This window comes from Pantoea sp. DY-15, from assembly GCF_019795935.1.
GTDB classification, from domain to species: domain Bacteria; phylum Pseudomonadota; class Gammaproteobacteria; order Enterobacterales; family Enterobacteriaceae; genus Pantoea; species Pantoea leporis.
On the sequence record NZ_JAIMIF010000004.1, the window covers coordinates 249,044 to 269,859 of the forward strand.

Annotated in this window: 15 protein-coding genes; 5 read left to right on the forward strand and 10 right to left on the reverse strand. The window is 59.0% G+C overall.

What is annotated here, in order from left to right:
* Positions 1-2 precede the first annotated feature (2 nt).
* Genes dhbA through K5Y32_RS16315 form a run of 4 tightly spaced genes read right to left on the reverse strand, consistent with a single transcriptional unit; the run spans position 3 to position 4,439 of the window.
* Positions 3-761, reverse strand: a complete 759-nt coding sequence (gene dhbA, locus K5Y32_RS16300; RefSeq protein ID WP_222185120.1) for a 2,3-dihydro-2,3-dihydroxybenzoate dehydrogenase — start codon at positions 759-761, stop codon at positions 3-5.
* Positions 758-1,612, reverse strand: coding sequence for an isochorismatase (locus tag K5Y32_RS16305; protein ID WP_110868078.1), 855 nt, complete (start codon positions 1,610-1,612; stop codon positions 758-760). Before K5Y32_RS16305 ends, dhbA begins: the two co-directional genes overlap by 4 nt.
* Before the next feature lie 18 nt (positions 1,613-1,630).
* Positions 1,631-3,247 carry a (2,3-dihydroxybenzoyl)adenylate synthase gene (locus K5Y32_RS16310; RefSeq protein ID WP_222185132.1) on the reverse strand — a complete coding sequence of 539 codons (1,617 nt, stop codon included), beginning with the start codon at positions 3,245-3,247 and terminating at the stop codon, positions 1,631-1,633.
* 10 nt (positions 3,248-3,257) lie between these two features.
* Positions 3,258-4,439: an isochorismate synthase gene (locus K5Y32_RS16315; protein ID WP_137385051.1), complete on the reverse strand. Its 1,182-nt coding sequence runs from the start codon at positions 4,437-4,439 to the stop codon at positions 3,258-3,260.
* A gap of 176 nt (positions 4,440-4,615) precedes the next feature.
* Between K5Y32_RS16315 and fepB the strand changes: the two genes are divergently transcribed.
* Positions 4,616-5,581 (forward strand): Fe2+-enterobactin ABC transporter substrate-binding protein, encoded by a 966-nt coding sequence (gene fepB, locus K5Y32_RS16320; RefSeq protein ID WP_110868075.1) that lies wholly within the window; start codon positions 4,616-4,618, stop codon positions 5,579-5,581.
* On the opposite strand, the gene entS is transcribed toward fepB, so the two are convergent.
* On the reverse strand, positions 5,576-6,826 hold the full coding sequence (gene entS, locus K5Y32_RS16325; protein WP_222185134.1) for an enterobactin transporter EntS: 1,251 nt from the start codon (positions 6,824-6,826) through the stop codon (positions 5,576-5,578). The two genes, fepB and entS, sit on opposite strands and share 6 nt — an antisense overlap.
* Before the next feature lie 141 nt (positions 6,827-6,967).
* On the opposite strand from entS, the gene fepD reads away from it, so the two are divergent.
* From fepD to K5Y32_RS16340, 3 genes are read left to right on the forward strand one after another with little or no spacing between them, the layout of a single operon-like run.
* Positions 6,968-7,957 carry a Fe(3+)-siderophore ABC transporter permease gene (gene fepD, locus K5Y32_RS16330; RefSeq protein ID WP_222185136.1) on the forward strand — a complete coding sequence of 330 codons (990 nt, stop codon included), beginning with the start codon at positions 6,968-6,970 and terminating at the stop codon, positions 7,955-7,957.
* Entirely contained in the window at positions 7,954-8,937 is a 984-nt protein-coding gene (gene fepG, locus K5Y32_RS16335; RefSeq protein ID WP_101762263.1) for an iron-enterobactin ABC transporter permease, read from the forward strand. The genes fepD and fepG overlap by 4 nt, the downstream gene beginning before the upstream one ends.
* Entirely contained in the window at positions 8,934-9,731 is a 798-nt protein-coding gene (locus tag K5Y32_RS16340) for an ATP-binding cassette domain-containing protein (RefSeq protein ID WP_110868073.1), read from the forward strand. Before fepG ends, K5Y32_RS16340 begins: the two co-directional genes overlap by 4 nt.
* An 84-nt stretch (positions 9,732-9,815) precedes the next feature.
* Here the strand turns inward: K5Y32_RS16340 and K5Y32_RS16345 are convergent, their stop codons facing one another.
* Complete coding sequence (locus K5Y32_RS16345; protein ID WP_222185138.1) at positions 9,816-13,727, reverse strand: enterobactin synthase subunit F; 3,912 nt, start codon at positions 13,725-13,727, stop codon at positions 9,816-9,818.
* Positions 13,712-14,941, reverse strand: coding sequence for an enterochelin esterase (gene fes, locus K5Y32_RS16350; RefSeq protein ID WP_222185140.1), 1,230 nt, complete (start codon positions 14,939-14,941; stop codon positions 13,712-13,714). The genes K5Y32_RS16345 and fes overlap by 16 nt, the downstream gene beginning before the upstream one ends.
* A gap of 259 nt (positions 14,942-15,200) precedes the next feature.
* Here fes and K5Y32_RS16355 point away from each other — a divergent pair, with 259 nt between their 5' ends.
* A complete protein-coding gene (locus K5Y32_RS16355) occupies positions 15,201-17,471 on the forward strand; it encodes a TonB-dependent siderophore receptor (protein ID WP_222185142.1) in 2,271 nt (756 codons plus the stop codon).
* A 6-nt stretch (positions 17,472-17,477) separates the two neighbouring features.
* Here the strand turns inward: K5Y32_RS16355 and pmrB are convergent, their stop codons facing one another.
* From pmrB to dacB, 3 genes are read right to left on the reverse strand one after another with little or no spacing between them, the layout of a single operon-like run.
* On the reverse strand, positions 17,478-18,539 hold the full coding sequence (gene pmrB / locus K5Y32_RS16360; protein WP_101762258.1) for a two-component system sensor histidine kinase PmrB: 1,062 nt from the start codon (positions 18,537-18,539) through the stop codon (positions 17,478-17,480).
* On the reverse strand, positions 18,536-19,198 hold the full coding sequence (gene pmrA, locus K5Y32_RS16365) for a two-component system response regulator PmrA (protein ID WP_101762257.1): 663 nt from the start codon (positions 19,196-19,198) through the stop codon (positions 18,536-18,538). Before pmrA ends, pmrB begins: the two co-directional genes overlap by 4 nt.
* Positions 19,198-20,631 carry a serine-type D-Ala-D-Ala carboxypeptidase gene (gene dacB, locus K5Y32_RS16370; protein ID WP_137386837.1) on the reverse strand — a complete coding sequence of 478 codons (1,434 nt, stop codon included), beginning with the start codon at positions 20,629-20,631 and terminating at the stop codon, positions 19,198-19,200. The genes pmrA and dacB overlap by 1 nt, the downstream gene beginning before the upstream one ends.
* Positions 20,632-20,816: the final 185 nt, after the last annotated feature.

Here is a 20,816-nt window from a genome sequence, read left to right on the forward strand (position 1 = left end):
ACTTAGGATCCCAGCGTTGCGCCACCGTCGACCACAATATCCTGCAGTACCACATGGCTGGCAAGATCCGACGCGAGGAACATCACGTTAGCAACGATCTCCTGCGGTTTAGCAATCTTACGCAGCGGGATCCCCAGCTTGTACTGATCCGGGAAACCATTGATCATCTCCTGCTCGGCTTCTGGCGTATGCCACAGGCTGCGTTGCATATCGGTATCGGTGGAACCCGGAGAAACGATATTGCAGCGCACGCCGTAAGGCGCCATCTCTAAACCCACGGTCAGACACAAGCTGCGCAACGCCGCTTTGGAAGCGCCATAAGCGGACATGCCAAGGCGCGGCGCATGTGCCGCATTGGAGGCGATGGTCACAATTGCGCCCGCACGCTGCTGGCGAAACACCGGCAAGGTTTGCTGGAACATGTTGAACGCGCCCCCAGCATTCACCGCCAGACACGCCTGCCAATCGTCGAACGACAGTTCATCGGTGCTGCCAATACGCAGGATGCCGGCACCGTTCACCAGCACATCGATACGTGGCTGATCTGCCAGCAAACGCTGACAAACCGCCTTCACCTCGGCAGCATTCGCCACATCCAGCACCTGCGTGGCGAAGGGATAGTCGGCCTGATCGAAACGCAAATCGAAGCCGATAACCTGCGCGCCCGCCTGATGGAAACTCAGCGCGGTGTGATAACCAATCCCTTTGCCTGCGCCGGTTACCCAGACGATTTTTCCACAGAAATCGAAAGTCGCACTCATTTTGCTGGCACCCGTGATAACAGCGCCCACCAGCCATCGATGGTCGGATTTTTTGCCAGGCTGACGAAATCGATGTCGCTGTGCACCTGACGCCAGCGCGCCGCCAGCGCCATCACGCGAACTGAATCCAGACCGTAATCGATTAGGTTCTCGTCATCTGCAGGCACATCGTCATCTTCCAGCAGCGGCAGAATGAGCGCACGCAGATCGTCTTTGCTCAACGGCAGCGGCATCAGGTCGGCGGTCATCACCACTTTACCGCTGCGACCTGCGGTGTAAGTCAGCGCCATCATGTGCTCTTCGCGCGTGAAGTCGGCCAGCGCATCCGCCACCATAAACGGCTGGATATTACGCATAAAGGCGTCAGTCGCGGTGGTCAGGCAACCGATATGCGCGTACACGCCGGTGATGATCAACTGATCGCGGCCCATCTCCTGCAGGATCGATTCCAGCGGTGAGCGCACGAAGGCGCTGTATCGCCATTTGGTCAGTACCTGATCGTCCTGATCCGGCGCCAGCGCATCCACGATCTTCTGCTGATCCGGATGTTTATTCAGGCCCGGTCCCCACATGTCGTTGAGGAGTGCGCGATCGGCATCGCTCTGTTCGTTCGGCTGAGCGGTATAGAACACCGGTATGCCCTGCGCTTTGCAGTAAGCACGCAGACGAGCGATGTTTTCCACCACCTGATTAACCAGCGGGCTGTTTTCGCCCCAGAAATTAAGGAAGTAAGCCTGCATATCGTGAATCAGCAGCGCGGCACGCTGAGGCTCAAGCGCCCACTTCACTTTGTTGGTAGGCAGTTCAGTCGCTGCGGGCAGCGCGTAAGCGTTCAGTTTTGGAATAGCCATTACAATCTCCGGAACAGGTCAGGCTTGCGCTTGTTGGTCGGCAAGCTGTTGGCGTAAACGTTTTTTATCCACCTTGCCGACAGGCGTCAGCGGCAGGGCATCGACGCAGGTAATACGGTCAGGTAATTTGAACTCGGCCACGCCCAGTTCTCGCAGGTGACGACGCAACGCCACCGCTTTGATCGGTTGGCTGGCAACGATAAAGGCGCAGCTCTTTTCACCCATCAATTCGTCGTTCATCGACACCAGCGCGGCGTGGATCACATCCGGATGGCGTTGCAGCAAGTTTTCGATCTCTTCCGCGGCGATCTTCTCGCCACCGCGATTGATCTGATCCTTTTCGCGCCCTTGCACGGTGATGTAGCCCTGCGCGTCGATCTCAATCAGATCGCCCGAACAGTAAAACCCGTTGGCGTCGAAGCTGGCGGCGTTATGTTCCGGGCTCTTGTAATAGCCACGGAAGGTGTAGGGGCCGCGCGTCATCAGGCGACCGATGGTGCCGGTTGGCAGCGCGTTGCCGTGCTCGTCAGCGACCCACACTTCGTCATCTTCAGAGATCGGGCGGCCTTGCGTGGTGAGAATGATGTTCTCATCGTCGCCAAAGCGCGTGTAGTTCACCAGACCTTCGGCCATGCCGAAAACCTGCTGCAGCTGACAGTCAATTTCACGCTGAATACGTGCCGCGAGGGTTTCGCCCAGCTTGGCGCCGCCCACCTGAATGCGCTGCAGCGAAGCCAGCTGTTTATTGCTGCCCCATTCCTGAATCGCCTGTAGCCACAAACTCACCGCCGGCGGCACCAAACCGGTATCGGTGACCTGATGCTTCTCAATCAGCGGGAAGCAGAGCGTGGCGCTGGGATCGGCAGCCAGAATCACCTGACCACCGGCATAAAACACGCCGAGCGAACCCGGGGAGCTCATGGCAAAGTTATGCGGCGCGGGCAGGGCGATAAGATAGCGCGTATCGGCGGTCACTGCGCAGATCTCGTCGCTGGCGCGAATGCTGTAGTAATAATCGTTATGGGTGCGCGGAATCAGCTTCGGCGTGCCGGTGCTGCCACCGGAGAGCTGGAAAAACGCCACTTCATCAGCGGCGGTTGGTGTGGCGACGTAATCACCCGCGACTTCCGCCATCAGCGCTTCCAGCGTGTTTTCCGGCTGGGTGTCATTACGCAGAATCACCTGCTGCAGCGAAGGCTGCGCGGCGCACAGCGCGTTGATAAAGCTATCATCAGCAAACAGCGCGTGAGTGCGATCGGCAATCAGCAGTTTAGGTTCGATCTGCGCTGCATAGGCGCTTAGTTCGGTGCGCTGATGGCTGAACAGCGCAAATACTGACGCTACGCCGAGCTTAAACAGCGCAAATACCGTGACATAAAAATCGGCCACGTTGCCAAGCTGCACCAGCGCAGTATCGCCATTTTGCAGGCCACGACGCTGCAGCGCGGCGGCCAGGTTGCTGCTCAGCACGTCCATTTCGCGATAGCTGATCTGGCGATCGCCATCAATCACCGCGATGGCATCATTATGCTGATGACGCGCCAGAATGTCGGTCATCGGCACATCCAGCCAGTAACCTTTTTCGCGATAGCGCGCAGCCAGGTCGTCCGGCCAGCGAGTATAGGGAATGCTCATGTTCTTTCCTTTATTGCAGTCCAAAGGCGCGCAACATGGTGTCCAGCTTCACGCCGGTTTCACGCCATTCTGATTCGGGTTGTGAGTCGGCCACGATGCCCGCACCGGCAAACAGGCGCACCCGCGTGCCATGCACGGTGCCGCAGCGGATGGTGACCACCCATTCGCCATTGCCCTGGCTATCGCACCAGCCGACGATGCCGCCAAATAGTTGGCGATCAAAAGGTTCCAGCTGCTGAATAAGCTGCTGCGCGCGCTGATGGGGGAAACCGCTCAACGCAGGCGTCGGGTGCAGCAGGCAGGCCAGCGACAGCGCATTTTCGCGCTCATCCTGCACTTCGCCGTCGATTTGCGTGGCGAGATGCCACAGCGTGGCGGTGGTAATCAGCGACGGAATGGTCGGCACCGACAGCAAACGGCTGCGCGGCTGCAAGGTGTCGCGCATCGCGTCGGTCACCAGTTTGTGCTCATGACGATCTTTGCCGGAATCCATAAGCGTATCGCCAGCGGCACGATCCTGCTGGGCATCGTCGTGATTGCGGCGCGCTGAGCCCGCCAGCGGACAAGAGCTAAAATCGCGCCCCTGTTTGCGCAGCATCAGCTCCGGACTGGCACCAATCAGCGCACCGCCTTGCGGCAGCGGCAGATGGAAATGGTAGCTATTGGGGTTCTGCGCAATCACGCGCTGCATCAGCGCTGCGGTATCAACCGGCTGTTCGGTAACGATATCCATCAGACGCGACAGCACCACTTTATCCAGATCGCCGCGCTGCGTGGCCGCCACCGCATCTGCCACCATCGTGGTAAACACATCGTGATCCGGCACTGCGGTGCGACGTCGCACCTGCGGCAGATCGCTGACGTTTTCCGGCAACGCGTTTTGCAGGTCAGCGCGATTAAACGTCTGATAGGATTCAGGAATAAACAGCGCGGCGGGCTGGCTAACGTCAAACGGGATCGCCCCGACCAGAATCGGATTGTCGATGCCCTGTTTTTTCGCCGCGGCAAAATGCTGACGTAACTGTTGTTGGAAATCACCGTCCAGCGACGCGGCGTCATCTACCGGCGCGGTAACGGTGGTATAGCATCCTTGCGTTGCCAAACTACGCCACGGCGAGGTAAAGAGGAAACCACGGCTTAGCGCGGAATAATCCTTCAGCCAGGCATTTTCAAACGTGGAAGATTCCACCATAATTTTCACCTATAAATGATAAGATTATTAAGAATGATTATCATTTTTATTATGGGCCTGTAACCTACGTCGATTGGGCAAAAGTGTCAATCCATTCGCGGGATTTCAGCTGCGTTTAGCCGTAATCAGGCGCTGACGCTCAGCAGGGCAATATGCTAAAAAGTGGACCAAAACTTATGAATAAATGCGGTTTTTGGGGCATTGCAGCCCTTATAGGTGTTTTCCAGATTTTCACTAGCGTCGCTCATGCCGAACAGGGTTGGCCGCGTACCGTTCAGGGTGCCAACGGATCGATCACGCTCAATCACGCGCCGCAGCGCATTGTCTCGACCAGCGTCACGCTGACCGGATCGCTGCTGGCCATTGATGCGCCGGTGATTGCTTCCGGCGCGACTGCGCCGAACAGTCGCCTGGCCGACGATCAGGGTTTCTTCCGCCAGTGGAGCGACGTTGCTAAAAAGCAACATCTTCAACGCCTGTACATCGGTGAACCGAATGCCGAAGCGGTTGCCGCGCAAGCGCCGGACCTGATTATCGTCAGCGCCACCGGCAACGATTCTGCCATCAAGCTCGCCGAACAGTTTTCGGCTATTGCACCGACGCTGGTGGTCAATTACGACGACAAAAGCTGGCAGGATGTCGTCACGCAGTTAGGCCAGGCGACCGGGCATGAAGCGCAGGCGGCGCAACGTATTAAAGCTTTCGACGATCGTGAAGCGGCGCTGAAAAAAGCCATCACGCTGCCACCGCAGCCAGTCTCCGCCATGGTGTGGAACGGCGGCGGACGCGCAGTCAATGTGTGGACCGCGGCTTCGGCGCAGGGCAAGCTGCTGGAACAACTTGGCTTCACCCTGGCAACGCCACCGGCGACGGTTGAGCAGGGACACAGCATGGGACAGCGCAAAGACATCATTCAGCTGTCGGGCGAAAACGTTGCCAGCGGCCTGACCGGTAAAACCTTCCTGCTGTTCGCCGCTGACGATAAAACCACGCAATCGGTGTTGAACAATCCGTTCCTTGCACAAAACGCGGCGGTGCAGGGCAAGCAGGTTTACGAGCTGGGCGTCGATTCCTTCCGTCTTGATTACTACAGCGCCAGCAATCTGCTGGCGCGCCTGGAGAAGCTGTTCGTTAAATCATGATGCCTGTTCCGTCAGCTCCGGTGCTGGCGGATGGTAACGACGTAAACGGCCCATAACCCACCACATCACGATGCCGAGCAGCGCCGCCGTAAAGCCAAATACCGCGGCGGCCTGCGGTGGCAGCAACCATGAACCCATCGCACCAATCACCGCCGCACCAATCGCATCGCCGGTCACGTTCTGCGCGGTCCACAAGCCGTTGATGCGGCCTAACAGATGATCTGGCGTTAATGCCTGAATCATCGCGTACTGCACCAGGCTGTTGATGGCGCTGAAGTAACCGAAAGCGACTAAACAGCCTAACGCCAGCGGCAGGTTCGGCATCAGGCTAAACAAACCCAACGCGACAAACGCTGCAATCGCACTGCCGAGCACCAGCTGTCCGGGACGCGCGGCGTGTTTCAGTTTACCGCTGGTGAACGCGCCGATAGCTGCGCCGAGCGGCACGGCGGCATACATCAGGCCAAGCTGGTCAGCGCTCACTGACCAATGCGGCGCGAGCGACGGATAGAGCACGCGCACCGCGCTGGCCAGCGTGACTAATGCGCCAATCAGCGCCACCATGCCGACAATCGGGCTGGCGAAAAGAAACTGCACGCCAGCGGCGAGGGATTTCAGCGGATGTTCACGCGGTTGTGGCGGCGGCGGCAAAGTGGGCAATTTCAGCAGCGTTAACACGGTAAGTAAGGTGCCAAAGGCAGCGAGTGCGTAGTTCCACGTCACGCCGCCGTGAGCAATCACCAGACCAGCAATCGCGGGCGATAAAATGGAGCCGAAGCGCACCGTCAACATGGTGATAGCGCCCGCCTGCATAATGTTTTCCCTACCGACCAGCGCGGGCGTCGCCGCCAGCAGCGCGGTGACGCCAATCGCGCCGAAAAAACCATCCCAGAAACCCAGCAGATAAACCGCGATCAGAGAGGGTTCTGGCAGCGCGGCGTTAATGGCCAGCGCGATAAAACCTAAGCCGCAGGTGGATCGGGCAAACAAAATCAGCTTTTTGCGTTCATGGCGATCCGCCAAAACGCCGCCGGTGAGCAGGCCGATAAACATGCCGGCAGCGGCCAGCGTCACCGCCAAGCCCACCAGCAGCGGTGAATGGGTCATGTGCTGAATCTGCACCGGCACCGCCACAGCGAGCATGCCGAGCGCGACAATCGAGATAAAACGCGCGATAAACACCGCGCGAAAAGCCGGGTGAGTTTTCAGCAGCGAGAGATCGATAAAGTGGGAAGATTTGTTCATGTGTTCGCCTTATTGCACCAATTTTCCTCATCGTCCGCGAGGCGAGTCATGGTAACATAGCTAAACGCGAGTAATAACGATAACCATTATCAAGTTACATCGCGCATGCGACGACGTTGAACAGTGAAGGTTTAGAACGCTATGCGCCAGATTCGTGCATTAGCAGGCTCAGGGATTCTGCTCTTGCTCCTCATTGCACTCAGCTTAATGCTGGGGGCAAAATCAATACCGCTTCCCGATGTTTATCATTCGCTTACCACCTCCTGTCACAGCGCGGAGTGCGTCATCGTGCGTGACGCGCGTCTGCCGCGTACGCTGGCCGGTTTGCTGGCGGGCGTGGCGCTCGGCCTCGCTGGTGCGTTGATGCAGAGCCTGACGCGCAATCCGCTGGCCGATCCCGGCATTCTTGGCGTCAACGCCGGAGCAGGTTTCGCGGTGGTAATTGGCATTGCGCTGTTCGGTGCTGACTCGCCGGTGGATTGGCTCGGCTTCGCCTTTGGCGGCGCGCTGCTGGCGTCCGTGCTGGTGGCGATGACCGGCGCGATTGGCGGCGGGCGTGTCAATCCGGTGCGTCTGACGCTGGCCGGCGTGGCGCTGGGCGCGGTGCTGGAAGGATTAACCTCTGGCCTGTCGCTGCTCAATCCCGACATCTACGATCATCTGCGCTTCTGGCACAGCGGCTCGCTGGATATTCGCAATTTCACCACGCTGCGCACGCTGTTCCCGGCGGTGCTGATCGGCAGCGTGGTGGCCATTGCGCTATCGCAGGCGCTGAACAGTTTGAGTATGGGTGGCGACATGGCGACCGCGCTCGGTACGCGGGTGGCGCGCACCCAACTGCTGGGCCTGCTGGCGATTGCGCTGCTGTGCGGCGCAGCCACGGCGGCGGTGGGCCCGATTGCGTTTGTCGGTTTGATGACGCCGCACTTTGCCCGCTGGCTGGTGGGCAGCGATCACCGCTGGATGCTGCCTGCGACGGCGCTGATCACGCCGATTTTGCTGCTCGCCGCCGATATCCTTGGCCGCCTGCTGGTGGCGGGTGAGCTGCGGGTTTCCATCGTCACGGCGATGCTCGGTGCGCCCATGCTGATTGTGCTGGTGCGCCGTAAATTGGGCCGGGGTGCACTATGACGCGTCGTGTCGGGTTACATACGCTGTGGCTGCTGTGCGCCTGCGCTCTGCTGGCTTATCTGGCGATGACGCGCGGTGCATTGCAGATCAGCAGTGATCAAATCTGGCAAATTCTGCTCGGGCAGGGCGCCAGCAACGTCAAACTGATCGTGCTGGAATGGCGCTTGCCGCGCGTGCTAATGGCGCTGCTGATTGGTGCGGCGTTAGGCATCAGCGGCGCGATTTTCCAGTCGCTGCTGCGTAATCCGCTTGGCAGCCCGGACATTCTCGGTTTCAACACCGGCGCTTACAGCGGCGTGCTGGTGGCGCTGGTGCTATTTAATCAAAGCGTCACGGCGATGACCGGCGCAGCGTTGATTGGCGGCATCGCCACGGCGGCGCTGGTCTATCTGTTTGCCTGGCGCAACGGCGTAGAGACCTTCCGGCTGATTATCGTCGGCATCAGCGTGCGCGCGCTGCTGATGGCGTTGAATTCCTGGCTGATTATCAGCGCCTCGCTGGAGTCGGCGCTGAGTGCAGGCTTGTGGAGCGCCGGATCGCTCAACGGCATTACCTGGGCAAAAACGCCGCCGGTGATTGCGGTACTGCTGCTGGCGTTACTGTTGATGGCGCTGCTGGCGCGGCGGATGCGTTTGCTAGAGATGGGCGACGATACCGCCTGCGCGCTTGGCGTGCCGGTGGAGCGCAGCCGCATGTGGCTGATGCTGATTGGCGTGGTGCTCACGGCGGCGTCAACTGCGCTGGTCGGGCCGATTTCGTTTGTCGCGCTGCTGGCGCCGCAGATTGCCCGTCGTCTTGGCGGCGGCGTTAAAGGTGCCTTGCCGCTGGCGGCGCTGTGCGGTGCGCTGTTATTGATTGCTGCAGACTTCGCCGCACAGCATCTGTTCCTGCCATATCAATTACCGGTTGGCGTGATAACCGTCATTCTCGGTGGACTTTATCTGATTGCTTTACTGGTGCGGGAGGCGCGACGCCAATGACCGATATCCCTTCACGTCTGCGCGGCGATAGCCTAACGCTGGGCTATGACAAAAAGGTGGTGGCAGAGAATCTGTCAGTGACGATTCCGCAAGGTGAGCTGACGGTGATTATCGGCCCTAACGCCTGCGGAAAATCGACGCTGCTGCGCACGTTGAGTCGCCTGCATACGCCGTTAAAAGGTGAGGTGTTGCTGGATGGCGCGGCCATTGCCAGCTATCCCACCAAAGAAGTGGCGAGGCGTTTGGGTTTGCTGCCGCAAAGTTCCAACGCGCCGGCGGGCATCAGCGTCACCGAGCTGGTGGCGCGCGGACGTTATCCGCATCAGGCGCTGTTTGGTCGCTGGCGTGCGGAAGATGAAGCGGCGGTGCAGAACGCGATGCGCGCCACCGGCGTGGCCGATTTGGCCCAGCAGTCGGTGGATACGTTATCGGGCGGTCAGCGTCAGCGCGTGTGGATTGCCATGGTGCTGGCGCAGGAAACGCCGCTGCTGCTGCTGGACGAACCGACCACCTGGCTGGATATCACCCATCAAATTGAGCTGCTGGAATTGATGCAGGAGCTGAATCAACAGCATGGGCGAACGCTGGTGGTGGTGCTGCACGATCTTAATCACGCTTGTCGCTATGCCACGCATTTGATTGCGATGCGTGACGGCAGGATTGTCGCCGAAGGGAAGCCGTCGGAGATCGTGACGCCCGCGTTGATCGAGCAGGTGTATGGCTTGCGCTGCGTGATTGTGGACGATCCGGTGGCGCATACGCCGATGATTGTGCCGCTGGGGCGCGGCGGATAATTGAGGAGGTCGCCATGAATGGCGACCCTACAACATCGTACCGGCCCTGCGTAAGGTCGCCATTCATGGCGACCTTCTTACAAATTAACCCAATAACCGCTGCAACAACGGCCCAATCTGCTCAAACATCTGCGGTGAAATGATCTCCACGTGGGCGCAATCCATCGGCCACACTTCCAGTTCACCAACATAGGGTGCCCAGGCGCGGCGCGCATCTTGTCCTGGCTGCTGCGTCTGTTCGGCGAGGAACAGCGTGGCGCGACCGTTGAAACGCGCGCTGCGTGCGGTCGCCAGCAGGCGCACCGAACTGGCGTAGTTGGCCTCGATGGTATCGAACATCGCGCGCATCTCTTCACCGGCCTGATGGCGCTGCGCGGCGATAAACTGCTCGCGCTCGCGGTTCACCTCTTCCAGCACCGCCGGATCCAGCACGTTCTCGCCGCGTTTCTCATCCCAGTTTTGCGTTTCTGGTGGCCAGGTATCCAGCAGGCCGAGGAACGCCACCTCTTCACCGGCTGCTTCCAGCCGTGCCGCGATGCCTTGCGCCAGGGTTCCGCCAAGCGAATAGCCGAGGAAATAGTAAGGTCCGTGCGGCTGCACGTCGCGCAGGGTTTGCAGATGGGCGTCGCACACGTCATCCAGATGCGCGCTTTGGTTCAGCGGGCTACTGATATCCGGCGACTGAATGCCGACCAGCGACCAGCGCGCATCGAGATAACGCTGCAGGATGCTGAATTGCCAGGCAAACCCTGACGCCGGATGGAAGCAGAACAGCGTTGGTCCGTTGCCCTGACGCAGCGGCAGCACCGCTTCGAAACCAGCTTGCTGATGTGACTGCGTATCACTGAGCAGCGTTGCCAGCTTCTCCACCGTGGAGGCCACCATGATTTGTCCCACCGACACCGGCTGTTGCAGCTCACGGCGCAGCTGCGCCGCCAAGCGCATCGCCAGCAGCGAATGGCCGCCGAGGGCGAAAAAGTCATCCTGCGCGCTGATTTCCTCGCGCGCCAGCAGCTGACAGAAAGCGTTTGCCAGCGTGGTTTCCAGCCCAGCGTGCGGTGCCCGTCCCGCGTGGGCACTGGCGGATGCGGGCAACGGCAGCGCTTTGCGATCCAGCTTGCCATTGCTGCTGAGCGGGAAGGCGTCGAGCTGCACAATGGCTACCGGCACCATATGCGCGGGCAAGCGTTGCGCCAGCGCCTGACGCAGCGCGTCGCGATCAACCGGCTGCCCGGCAATCACGTAGCCAACCAGCTGACGCGCATCACCATGCGCTGCCTTGTCGCCAAGCACCACCGCGTGTGTGACCGCCTGCTCAATGCCGGGCTGCGCGCTGAGCACATGATCGATCTCATTCAGTTCGATACGCTGGCCGCGAATCTTTAGCTGATCGTCGCTGCGACCGAGATATTCCACTGCGCCGTTATCCAGCCAGCGCGCCACGTCGCCGGTAAGATACATGCGCTCGCCGGGCATGAAAGGATCGGCGATAAAGCGGCTGGCGGTAAGATCGGGACGGCCGAGATAGCCATGCGCCAGCTGCACGCCGGTTAAGTAGAGATCGCCCGCCACGCCCGGCGGCACCGGCTGCATGCGGGCATCAAGGATGCGCAGGCCGGTATTCCACACCGGGAAACCAATCGGCACGCTGGCACCTTCGACGGCGGCCAGGGCAGCACCAAACGCCGGATACCAGCTGACATCCACCGCCGCTTCGGTTGGGCCATACAGATTGTGCAGCGGCACGCGCGTCAGTTTTTCCCACTCGCGCGATAAATCCGTCGGCAGCGCTTCACCGCTGCAGAACACGTTACGCAGGCTGGCGCAGCGGGCAATCGCCGCTTGATCGTCCAGCGCCGCGACAAAGGCCGCCAGCATTGAGGGGACGAAATGCGTGGTGGTGACTTGGTAGCGGGCAAACAGCTGCTGCAGCGCTTCCGGGTCGCGATGGGCTTCTGGCGGTGCCATCACCAACTGCGCACCGACCAGCAGCGGCCAGAAGAATTCCCACACCGAAACGTCGAAGCTGCTCGGCGTTTTTTGCAGCACCACGTCATCGGCTTGCAGCGGATAGCGATCCTGCATCCACAACAGGCGATTGACGATGGCTTCATGCCCCACCAGCACGCCTTTAGGGCGACCGGTCGAACCTGAGGTGTAAATGATGTAGGCGCCATCCTGCGGCGTCGGCGCGCTGGCCGGCTGCGGCGCATGGGCATTGTGATACAGCACATCAAAATGCAGCTGATTGACCGGCGCGATGGCGCTGAAGCGCGCGCTGAGCGCCGCGCAGGTGATCAGCGTTTTTGGCGCGGCGTCTTCCAGCATCAGCTGTAAGCGGTCATCCGGATAACCAATATCGAGCGGCAAATACGCAGCGCCGAGCGAAACAATCGCCTGTAGCGCCAGTGAAAGCTGCACCGAACGCGGCAGCGCCACGGCGACAATATCGCCACGCTGCACCCCGGCGGCGCTGAGATCGGCGGCCAGCGCAAATACCTGCTGCTGCATCGCGCGGTAGCTGAGCTGATGCTGCGCATCGGCCAGCGCCGGTGCATCGGGCGTGCGTGCCGCCTGCTGCGCTAACAGTGACGCCAGCGTTTCTGCCGGCAGCGGATAGGCGGTTTGGTTGATCCCGGCAATCTGCGCATGCTCTTCGGCAGTGAGAAGATCGAGTTCGCCGCATGGTCGCTGCGGCTGTTGCGCCAGCTGATCGAGCAGCAGGGCAAAGCGGCTGGCATGACGCTGCAAGGTTTGTTCGCTGTAGCGTTCGGCATTCGCCAATAGCTCCAGCGTCAGTTCACCGTGCTCGCTGATATAGATGGCGATCTCCAGATCGCGCACCGGCCCGGACGCCAGTTGATGGGTGATGCCTTCCACGCCAGCGAAATCGAGCTGGTAATCAAACATCTTCAGGTTGATTACCGGACCGTACAGCGGATCGCCATCGCCGAGGCGGCCGAGATCGCGCTGCACCTGTTCGGCGTCATAGCGCTGATGACGACGCATCTTTTTCACTTCGCCCGCCAGCTGCGCGGCGAGCGCGCTGATCGGCTGCGTCGGGTCGTAATGGACCGCCATCGGCAATACGTTGATCACCGGACCGGTGGCACACAAGGCGGCCGAGCCGATACGGCGCATAAAGATGAAGCCTGCGGCAAAGTCGTTTTGCCCGCTGAGACGCGCCAGCCACAGCGCCACCAGCGCAAAGGCGAGATCGGCCGCGCTGGCGTGCGGATGCTGCTGCACCAGCGTCTGGAAGGTGCTGCGATCCAGCGTCACGCTGTGGCGCAGCAGATCGGTGCTGGCGTGTTGACCGGCGAGCGGCAGCGGCGAGAGCGAAGCCGGTGAGGGCAGCGCCGCACCTTTTTCGCGCCAGAACTGGCTGTCACGCGCAAAAGAGGAGGATTCGCGGTAGCGCTGATACTCTTCAACCACTTCGCTAAACGGAATAAATGGCGTCGGTTCAGCGGCTTGCTGGCGTACAGCCGCGCTGTAGAGGTTGGCGATGCGGCGCGTCAGCGCGGTAAAGCTGAAGCCATCCACCACCAAATGGTGATAGCGCTGATACCAAAACCAGTGCTGATCGTCGAGACGGAACAGGCGGTGATGCCACAGCTTTGCGCCACTCAATACGCGCAGATCGCCATTCATATCGTCACGCATCAGCGCGCGCGCTTTGGCAGGCGCATCGGCCTCAGCGCGCAAATCGACAATCTGCGGCAGGCTAAAGGCGTGTGGCTGCGGCCACTGCAACGCTTCGCCTTCCACCTCACCAAATGCCATGTTCAGCGTGTCGGCTTCCTGCATGCCCGCAACAATCGCCTGCGCCAACAGGGCGCTATCAATCTCACCGCGCAGTTCGACAAAGTGCGCCACCGCGTAAGCGTTGTGGTGCGGTGATAGCTGATCGGCAATCCAGATGCCGGGCTGTGCCGCGACTAACGGCAAGGTTTGTTGGTCGGTCATAGGCTTATTCATCAGGGATTCGGACATGGATGCTCCGGTTTGCTCCACAGCGCTTGCAGGCCACTCAGCAGGCCGCCGCGCCAACAGAGCGCGTCATGGCCGCCTTCCACCGGCAGGTAATTTACCTGATAGCCGGCAGCGCTAAGCTGCTGTTGAAGTTGTTGATTAGCTTGCAGAATCAAGCCTTCGCGTTTGCCCGCTTCGAGCCAGAAACGCAGCGGTTGGCGCGGCGCGAGACCGCTATCCAGCGCCTGCAGCAGCCAGCCGTGCGGATTGCCGCGTTCCGGCCACCAGAAGGAGCCGGACAAGCTGAGCGCGTTGCCAAAGGTTTCCGGCCAGTGCAGCGTGGCAAACACCGACGCCAGGCCGCCAAAGCTTTGTCCGGCGACGATGGTGCTGTCCGCCTGCTGGCGATAAGGCGTTGATTGTGCAATTTGCGGTAACAGTTCTTGCTGAATGGCTTGCCAAAACTGCGCGTTACACGGCAGCTCGCGGCTGCGGTGTTCGCGGTCAATGATGTCGATAAACAGATACACCGCCGGCGGCAAAGAACCGTCATCGGTGAGCTGCTGCAGCGGTCCGGCAATCGGCATGCTGTGCGCCCAGAATTGCCCATCAAGCATGATGGCCAGCGGACGCTGCGCGGGATTGGCCTCGCCAGTGGTGTAAATCCACACCTTGCGGCTGTTGCCTAATAGCGCGCTATCCCATTGCTGCTGTTGCAGTGTAATGGTTGGCGCTGTGCCGTTATCCACCGCTTGCCACAGCTGTTGATCGGGCGCGTGGGGCAGATGCAGCGGCGAGACGCCCATGCCGCGACCACCGGACCAGCCACGTAAGCTATTGAGCGGATCGGCCTGCGCCGTTGGGAATTTGTCGCGCCACCAGTTGCGCAGCGTGGACATCTCGGCAATGCCGGTGAAGTCCGTGGCTTGATCATCAGGCATCAAACAGTAACTGCCGCGCCAGTTGGCGGGCAGCGAGGTCTGCCAATACCAGACGTTGGTGCCGGCCACGCGCATCAATGATTGCGGCGGGCGGCGCTGGTGGTGATCGGTCACGCCGGTGATGTTGATCCACACGCGCTGGGTCGACGATTGCGTTTCATCGCCTTGCGGGTCACGCCAGAAGAAGGTGACCTGACATTGGCCATCGTCTGCTAACTCAATGCGGGGAATGCCTTGGGATTGTTGCGCCTGCCACCAGGCTGCACTACCGGTTACATCATTTCGCCAGGTCATAGGGCTGCCAGTCGGTGTTTACGCGGAGATTTACATAAGCTTGATGAATAATACTATTGATAATAATTTGCATTTGCAATAGGGTGACTGCGCTCAAAAATGAGCACGCCTGTTCCGCCTGATGCTTACCGTTCGGTAAGGTTGCGCTACGGATGGTTTGAAGGGTTTGGAACTGGGCGCGATATGGACAGGGATCTTCTCACCGGCTCGCCAGTTAAGCATCCAACGGCTTTTTGCTGGCCATCCAGGAACGTATAAAATGAAAAATTACTCACGGTTATCATTAGCCATTCTGATTGAACTGGGGCTCAGCGCCTCACTGCTTTCCAGCAGCGCCTGGGCAGCAGAGACTTCCTCCAGCAAAACCTCAACCAGCAGCACTGACGCACAATCAATGGACGGCGGCACCTTGATGGTTACCGCGCAGCAGCAGAACCTGCAAGCGCCGGGCGTCTCAACCATTACCGCCGACGAAATCAAAAAACATCCGCCCGCGCGTGATGTGTCTGAAATTATCCGTACCATGCCAGGCGTTAACCTGACAGGCAACTCCACCAGCGGCCAGCGCGGTAACAATCGCCAGATCGATATTCGTGGTATGGGCCCGGAAAACACCTTGATCATGGTGGACGGCATGCCGATCACCAGCCGCAACTCGGTGCGCCTTGGCTGGCGTGGCGAGCGTGATACGCGTGGCGACACCAACTGGGTGCCGCCGGAGATGATCGATCACATCGACGTGATTCGCGGACCGGCGGCGGTGCGTTACGGTAACGGCGCGGCGGGCGGTGTGGTGAATATCATCACCAAAAAACAGACCGATCAGCAGTGGCACGGTTCCTGGAACACCTATTACAACGTGCCGGAACATAAAGCGGAAGGCGCCACTAAGCGCACTAACTTCAGTCTGGAAGGGCCGCTGGGCGATGATTTCAACTTCCGTTTGTACGGTGGTTTAGCCAAAACCCAGGCCGATGCCTATGACATCAACGAAGGGCATGCGGCGGCGCGCACTGGCAGCTATGCGGGCAGCTATCCGGCCGGTCGTGAAGGTTCGGTTAATAAAGATATTAATGCTTTGCTGAGCTGGGCGTTTGCACCGATGCAGACGCTGGAGCTGCAGGCCGGTTACAGCCGTCAGGGCAACCTGTATGCGGGTGATACGCAGAACACCAACACCAGCGCGCTGGTGAAAAGTCTGTACGGTGATGAAACCAACCGCCTGTATCGCCAGAACGTCTCATTAAAATGGACCGGCGCATGGGATAACGGCGTCAGCACCAATACCTACGCGCGCTATGAGAAAACCCGCAACTCGCGCATCAATGAAGGTTTGGCCGGCGGCACCGAAGGCATCTTCTCTAACAGCGGTTTCAACACCATTCAGCTGGATGACGTGCTGCTGCATAGCGAAGTCAGCATTCCGTTTGAGCTGCTGTTTAACCAAACGGCGACGCTGGGTACCGAATGGAACCAGCAGCGCATGAAGGATGGCTCTTCCAACACGCAGGCGGCGAGCTACGGTGCGGTGCCGGGCATCGATAACACCGGTCGCAGCCCGTATTCCCAGGCAGAGATTTTCTCACTGTTTGCGGAAGACAACATGGAGCTGACCGATAGCACCATGCTGACGCCAAGTCTGCGTTTCGATCATCACTCGATTGTTGGCAATAACTGGAGCCCGTCGCTCAACCTGTCACAAGGTTTGGGCGATGACTTCACGCTGAAGATGGGGATTGGTCGCGCCTATAAAGCGCCGAGCCTGTATCAGACCAACCCGAACTACTTGTTGTACAGCAACGGTCAGGGTTGTGCGGCCAGCACCGGCGCCTGTTATCTGCAGGGTAACAGCGACCTGAAAGCGGAAAACAGCATCAACAAAGAGATTGGTCTGGAGTGGAAACACGAAGGTTATCAGGCCGGTTTAACCTGGTTCCGCAACGATTATCGCAACAAGATCGAAGCCGGTTACTCGCCTGTGAGCAAAGCATCCAATGGCACCACGGATATTTATAAGTGGGAAAACGTACCGAAAGCGGTGGTGGAAGGGCTGGAAGGCACCGTCAACGTGCCGTTCTCCGACAGCGTGATGTGGAATAACAACTTCACCTATATGCTGCAGAGTAAGAACAAAGAGACCGGCGATCGTTTATCGGTGATTCCGGAATACACGCTGAATTCGACGCTGAGCTGGCAGGCGACGCAGGATCTGTCGCTGCAAACCACGCTGACCTGGTACGGCACGCAGACGCCGAAGAAGTATGATTACAAAGGGAATCTTTCGACCGGCAGCGCAACGGATAAAGTGAGTCCTTACTCAATTATCGGTATGAGCGGTACCTACGATATCAACAAGTACGCCAGCGTCACGGTGGGCATCGATAACCTGTTCGATAAACGTCACTATCGCGAAGGTAATGCGCAAACCACCGGTAACGCCAACACCAACTCTTATCTGTATGGAGCGGGTGCGAATACCTACAACGAATCTGGTCGTACTTACTTTATGAGCCTGAATACCCACTTCTAACGGCGCTTAGCCAATCAGTTGATGCGGTAAATAGCAGCGGGCAATCAGCCCGCTGCGATCTTCACGGTTCACCAGCTCCAGCCTGCCGCGATGCATCTGCACAATGCGCAGCACGATATTCAAACCTAAACCGCTGCCGCCATAACGCTGGTCGCGACGACGAAACGCCTGCGTCAGCTCTTCCGCGGCGGCGGCTTCAATACCCGGGCCTTGATCCCACACTTCAATGATCACCTGCTGCTGGTCCTGCTGCATCTTCACCGCGACTTCGCTGCCTTCCGGGCTGTAGCGCGAGGCGTTTTCCAGCAGATTGCGCAGCATCAGGCGCAGCAGCACCGCTTCACCTTGCTGCGGCACATCGTCGTTCTGCGGCCAGTGCAGGATTTGCTGACGCTGTTGATACAGCTCGGTCATTTCTGGCTCCAGCGGCTGCATGATGTCCTGTTGCCACTGCAACTGCTGATAGTGACCGCCCGCCAGCGCTTGCCCGGCGCGCGATAACATCAACAGCTGTTCCACGGTGTGCATCAACTGATCGATACGTTCAATTAGCATCTCGCTCTGCGGCACGTTCTGCTGGTGGAGCAGCTCGAGATGCAGGCGTAATCCGGCCAGCGGCGTGCGCAGCTCGTGCGCCGCATCGGCAGTGAACAGGCGTTCCTGCTGCAACGTGTGATCGAGGCGTGAAAAGAGTTGGTTGATCGAGGTGGTTACCGCCACGATCTCATCCATTTCGGAGTAGATCGGCAACGGTGTCAGATTATCCGCTGAACGATGCGCAAGGCTGTCCTGCAGCGATTTCAGCGGACGAATAATCCAGTTAATCGCCCAAAACGACAGCAGCAAGGTAAGGGCGACCATGACTAAGGAAGGCAGCAGCAACGAGGCAATGGCTTCACGGATCTCGTTTTCTACCCGATCGTTACGCGCCTGCGCAGAGAGCGTTTCGTTGACTAAAAAACTGATCTGCTCGCGGCTTTCATGCCACAGCCAGATGGCGCTCATCACCTGACAGGTGAGGAGAATCAGCGCCAGCATAATCAATAACCGCTGACGCATGCTGTTCATTCGCGGATTTCCAGACGGTAACCGACGCCGCGCACGGTTTTGATGCGATCTTTTCCGAGCTTGCGACGCAAATTGTGGATGTGAACTTCGAGAGTGTTGGAGCCGGGATCGTCATTCCAGCTGTAGAGATCCTGTTGCAGCGTTTCGCGGTGTACGTTTTGCCCTACGCGCATCAGTAAGCGGGTGAGCAGTGCGAACTCTTTGGGCGTGATCTCCAGCGGCTGATCTTCAAGCAAAACCTGTTGTGAACTGAGATTGAGCGTCAGATCGCCCTGTTGCAGCAGGTTGTCGCTGTGGCCCTGATAACGGCGGATCAGCGCCCGCACGCGTGCCTGCAGCTCAACCAACGCAAACGGCTTCACCAGATAATCGTCAGCGCCGGCATCCAGACCATCAACGCGATCCTCCAGCGCATCGCGCGCCGTGAGGATCAGTACCGGCACCGCAATGCCGTCACGTCGCCATTGTCGCAGCAGTGATGCGCCATCGCGATCCGGCAAGCCGAGATCGAGCACGATCAGGCTGTACTGACCGCTACGCAGCAGCGCGTTGCTCTCTGCGGCGGTACTGGCGCAGTCGATGGCGTAGCCTTGCGAGCTTAACGCCTGCGCAAGGCCCGATTGCAACAGCGCATCATCTTCAACGATTAGCAGTTTCATCAGTTGTTCTTGTTGATATCCGTATAGAGGCGGCTCTCAAAACGTACCAGCGGAATGCGGCGCGTTTTCTGATTTTCCGGCGGAACCGCGTAACCGGACAGGAACTGGACAAAGGCGACGCGCGCGCCGCTGGAGGTGGTGATGAATCCTGCCAGATTATAGACGCCCTGCAGCGAACCGGTTTTCGCCGAGACTTTTCCATCCAGCCCTGCTTCATGCAGACCGCCGCGATATTGCAGCGTGCCGTCGTAACCGGCTAGCGGCAACATCGAAATGTAATTCAGCGTCGAATCATTTTTCGCAATGTATTGCAGCACTTGCATCATGGTCTCTGGCGCGATCAGGTCATGACGCGACAGCCCGGAACCATCAACCTGAATGCTGTTGCCCAGATCGACCCCGGCTTTTTCGCGCAGAATACGACGTACCGCATCTGAACCCGCACGGAAGGTGCCCGGCACGTTGAAGTAATGATGGCCGATGGTGCGGAACACGGTGTCGGCAATCATGTTGTCCGACTTCTTCAGCATGGTGTGCAGCAGCGTGTGCAGCGGCGCTGATTGCGTTGAAGCCAACACGGTACCCGGCGACGTCACTTGCGCCTGGCGAACCAGATGACCGCTGTAATCAATATCGGCGGCGCGCAGCTCGGCTTTAAGTATCTCACCGGCCCACGCAGCACCATCCTGCACGGCAAAGGCCAGCGGCAGCGGCTCTGAACGTTGACGCATGCAGCCGGTTAAGGTGTAACGATTGAGCTCGCCTGGCACCACATCCAGCTCGCAATATTGTCCGTCACCGCTGTTGCGGCCAATGGTGCGCACCTGACTAAACATGTGGGCCGGATAATAGGAGGCGATACGCACAAAGGCGTTTTCGCCCGGCGTATTGGCGCTATACAGCGACACTGAGAAACAGTTTTTATCGACGATGGCAGCTGCCGGTGGCGCACTAAAGCACTGCGTCAAATCGTTCCACGGCCAGCCTGGCGCCATATCATGGCTGGCGAACACCGAAGTGTCGATCACCAGATTGCCCTTAATATGGGTGATGCCCTGCTTTTTCAGCGCTGTGACCATGTTGCGCAGATCCTGGCGGCTCAGCGTAGGATCGCCGCCAAATCGTGCCACTAAATCGCCATTCAGGGTGCCGTCATTGACCGCTCCTTTGGTTTCCATGGTGGTCTGGAAACGAAAATCGGGCCCGAGCTCTAATAAAGCCGCCAGCGCTGTCACCACTTTCATGGTGCTGGCCGGTAACGCCATCTGTTTGCCGTGATAATCGATTATCGGGGTGGATGCGCCCACTTTTTGTACCATCAGCGCCAGGTTTGCGCCGTCTGGCAAATACTGCATGTATTCTTCAACGGGAGCTGCTTGTGCCTGCAGCATAAACGCACAGGTTAATCCGGTAACAAGTCGTGAAAATCGCATAATCTCGCGGTAACTGACGGGTGAGGGCGTCAATACTACGTCCCCGGACGGTGCAAAGTAAACGATGACCCACAGGGAACTCTGGGGTAAAATACGTATCAAAATGCAAAACCGAACCTGACCCGGAAAGCTTTCCGGGTCAGGCTTCTTTTGCTTGTGAAAAGAGGTAACGCGCTGCAGAAGCT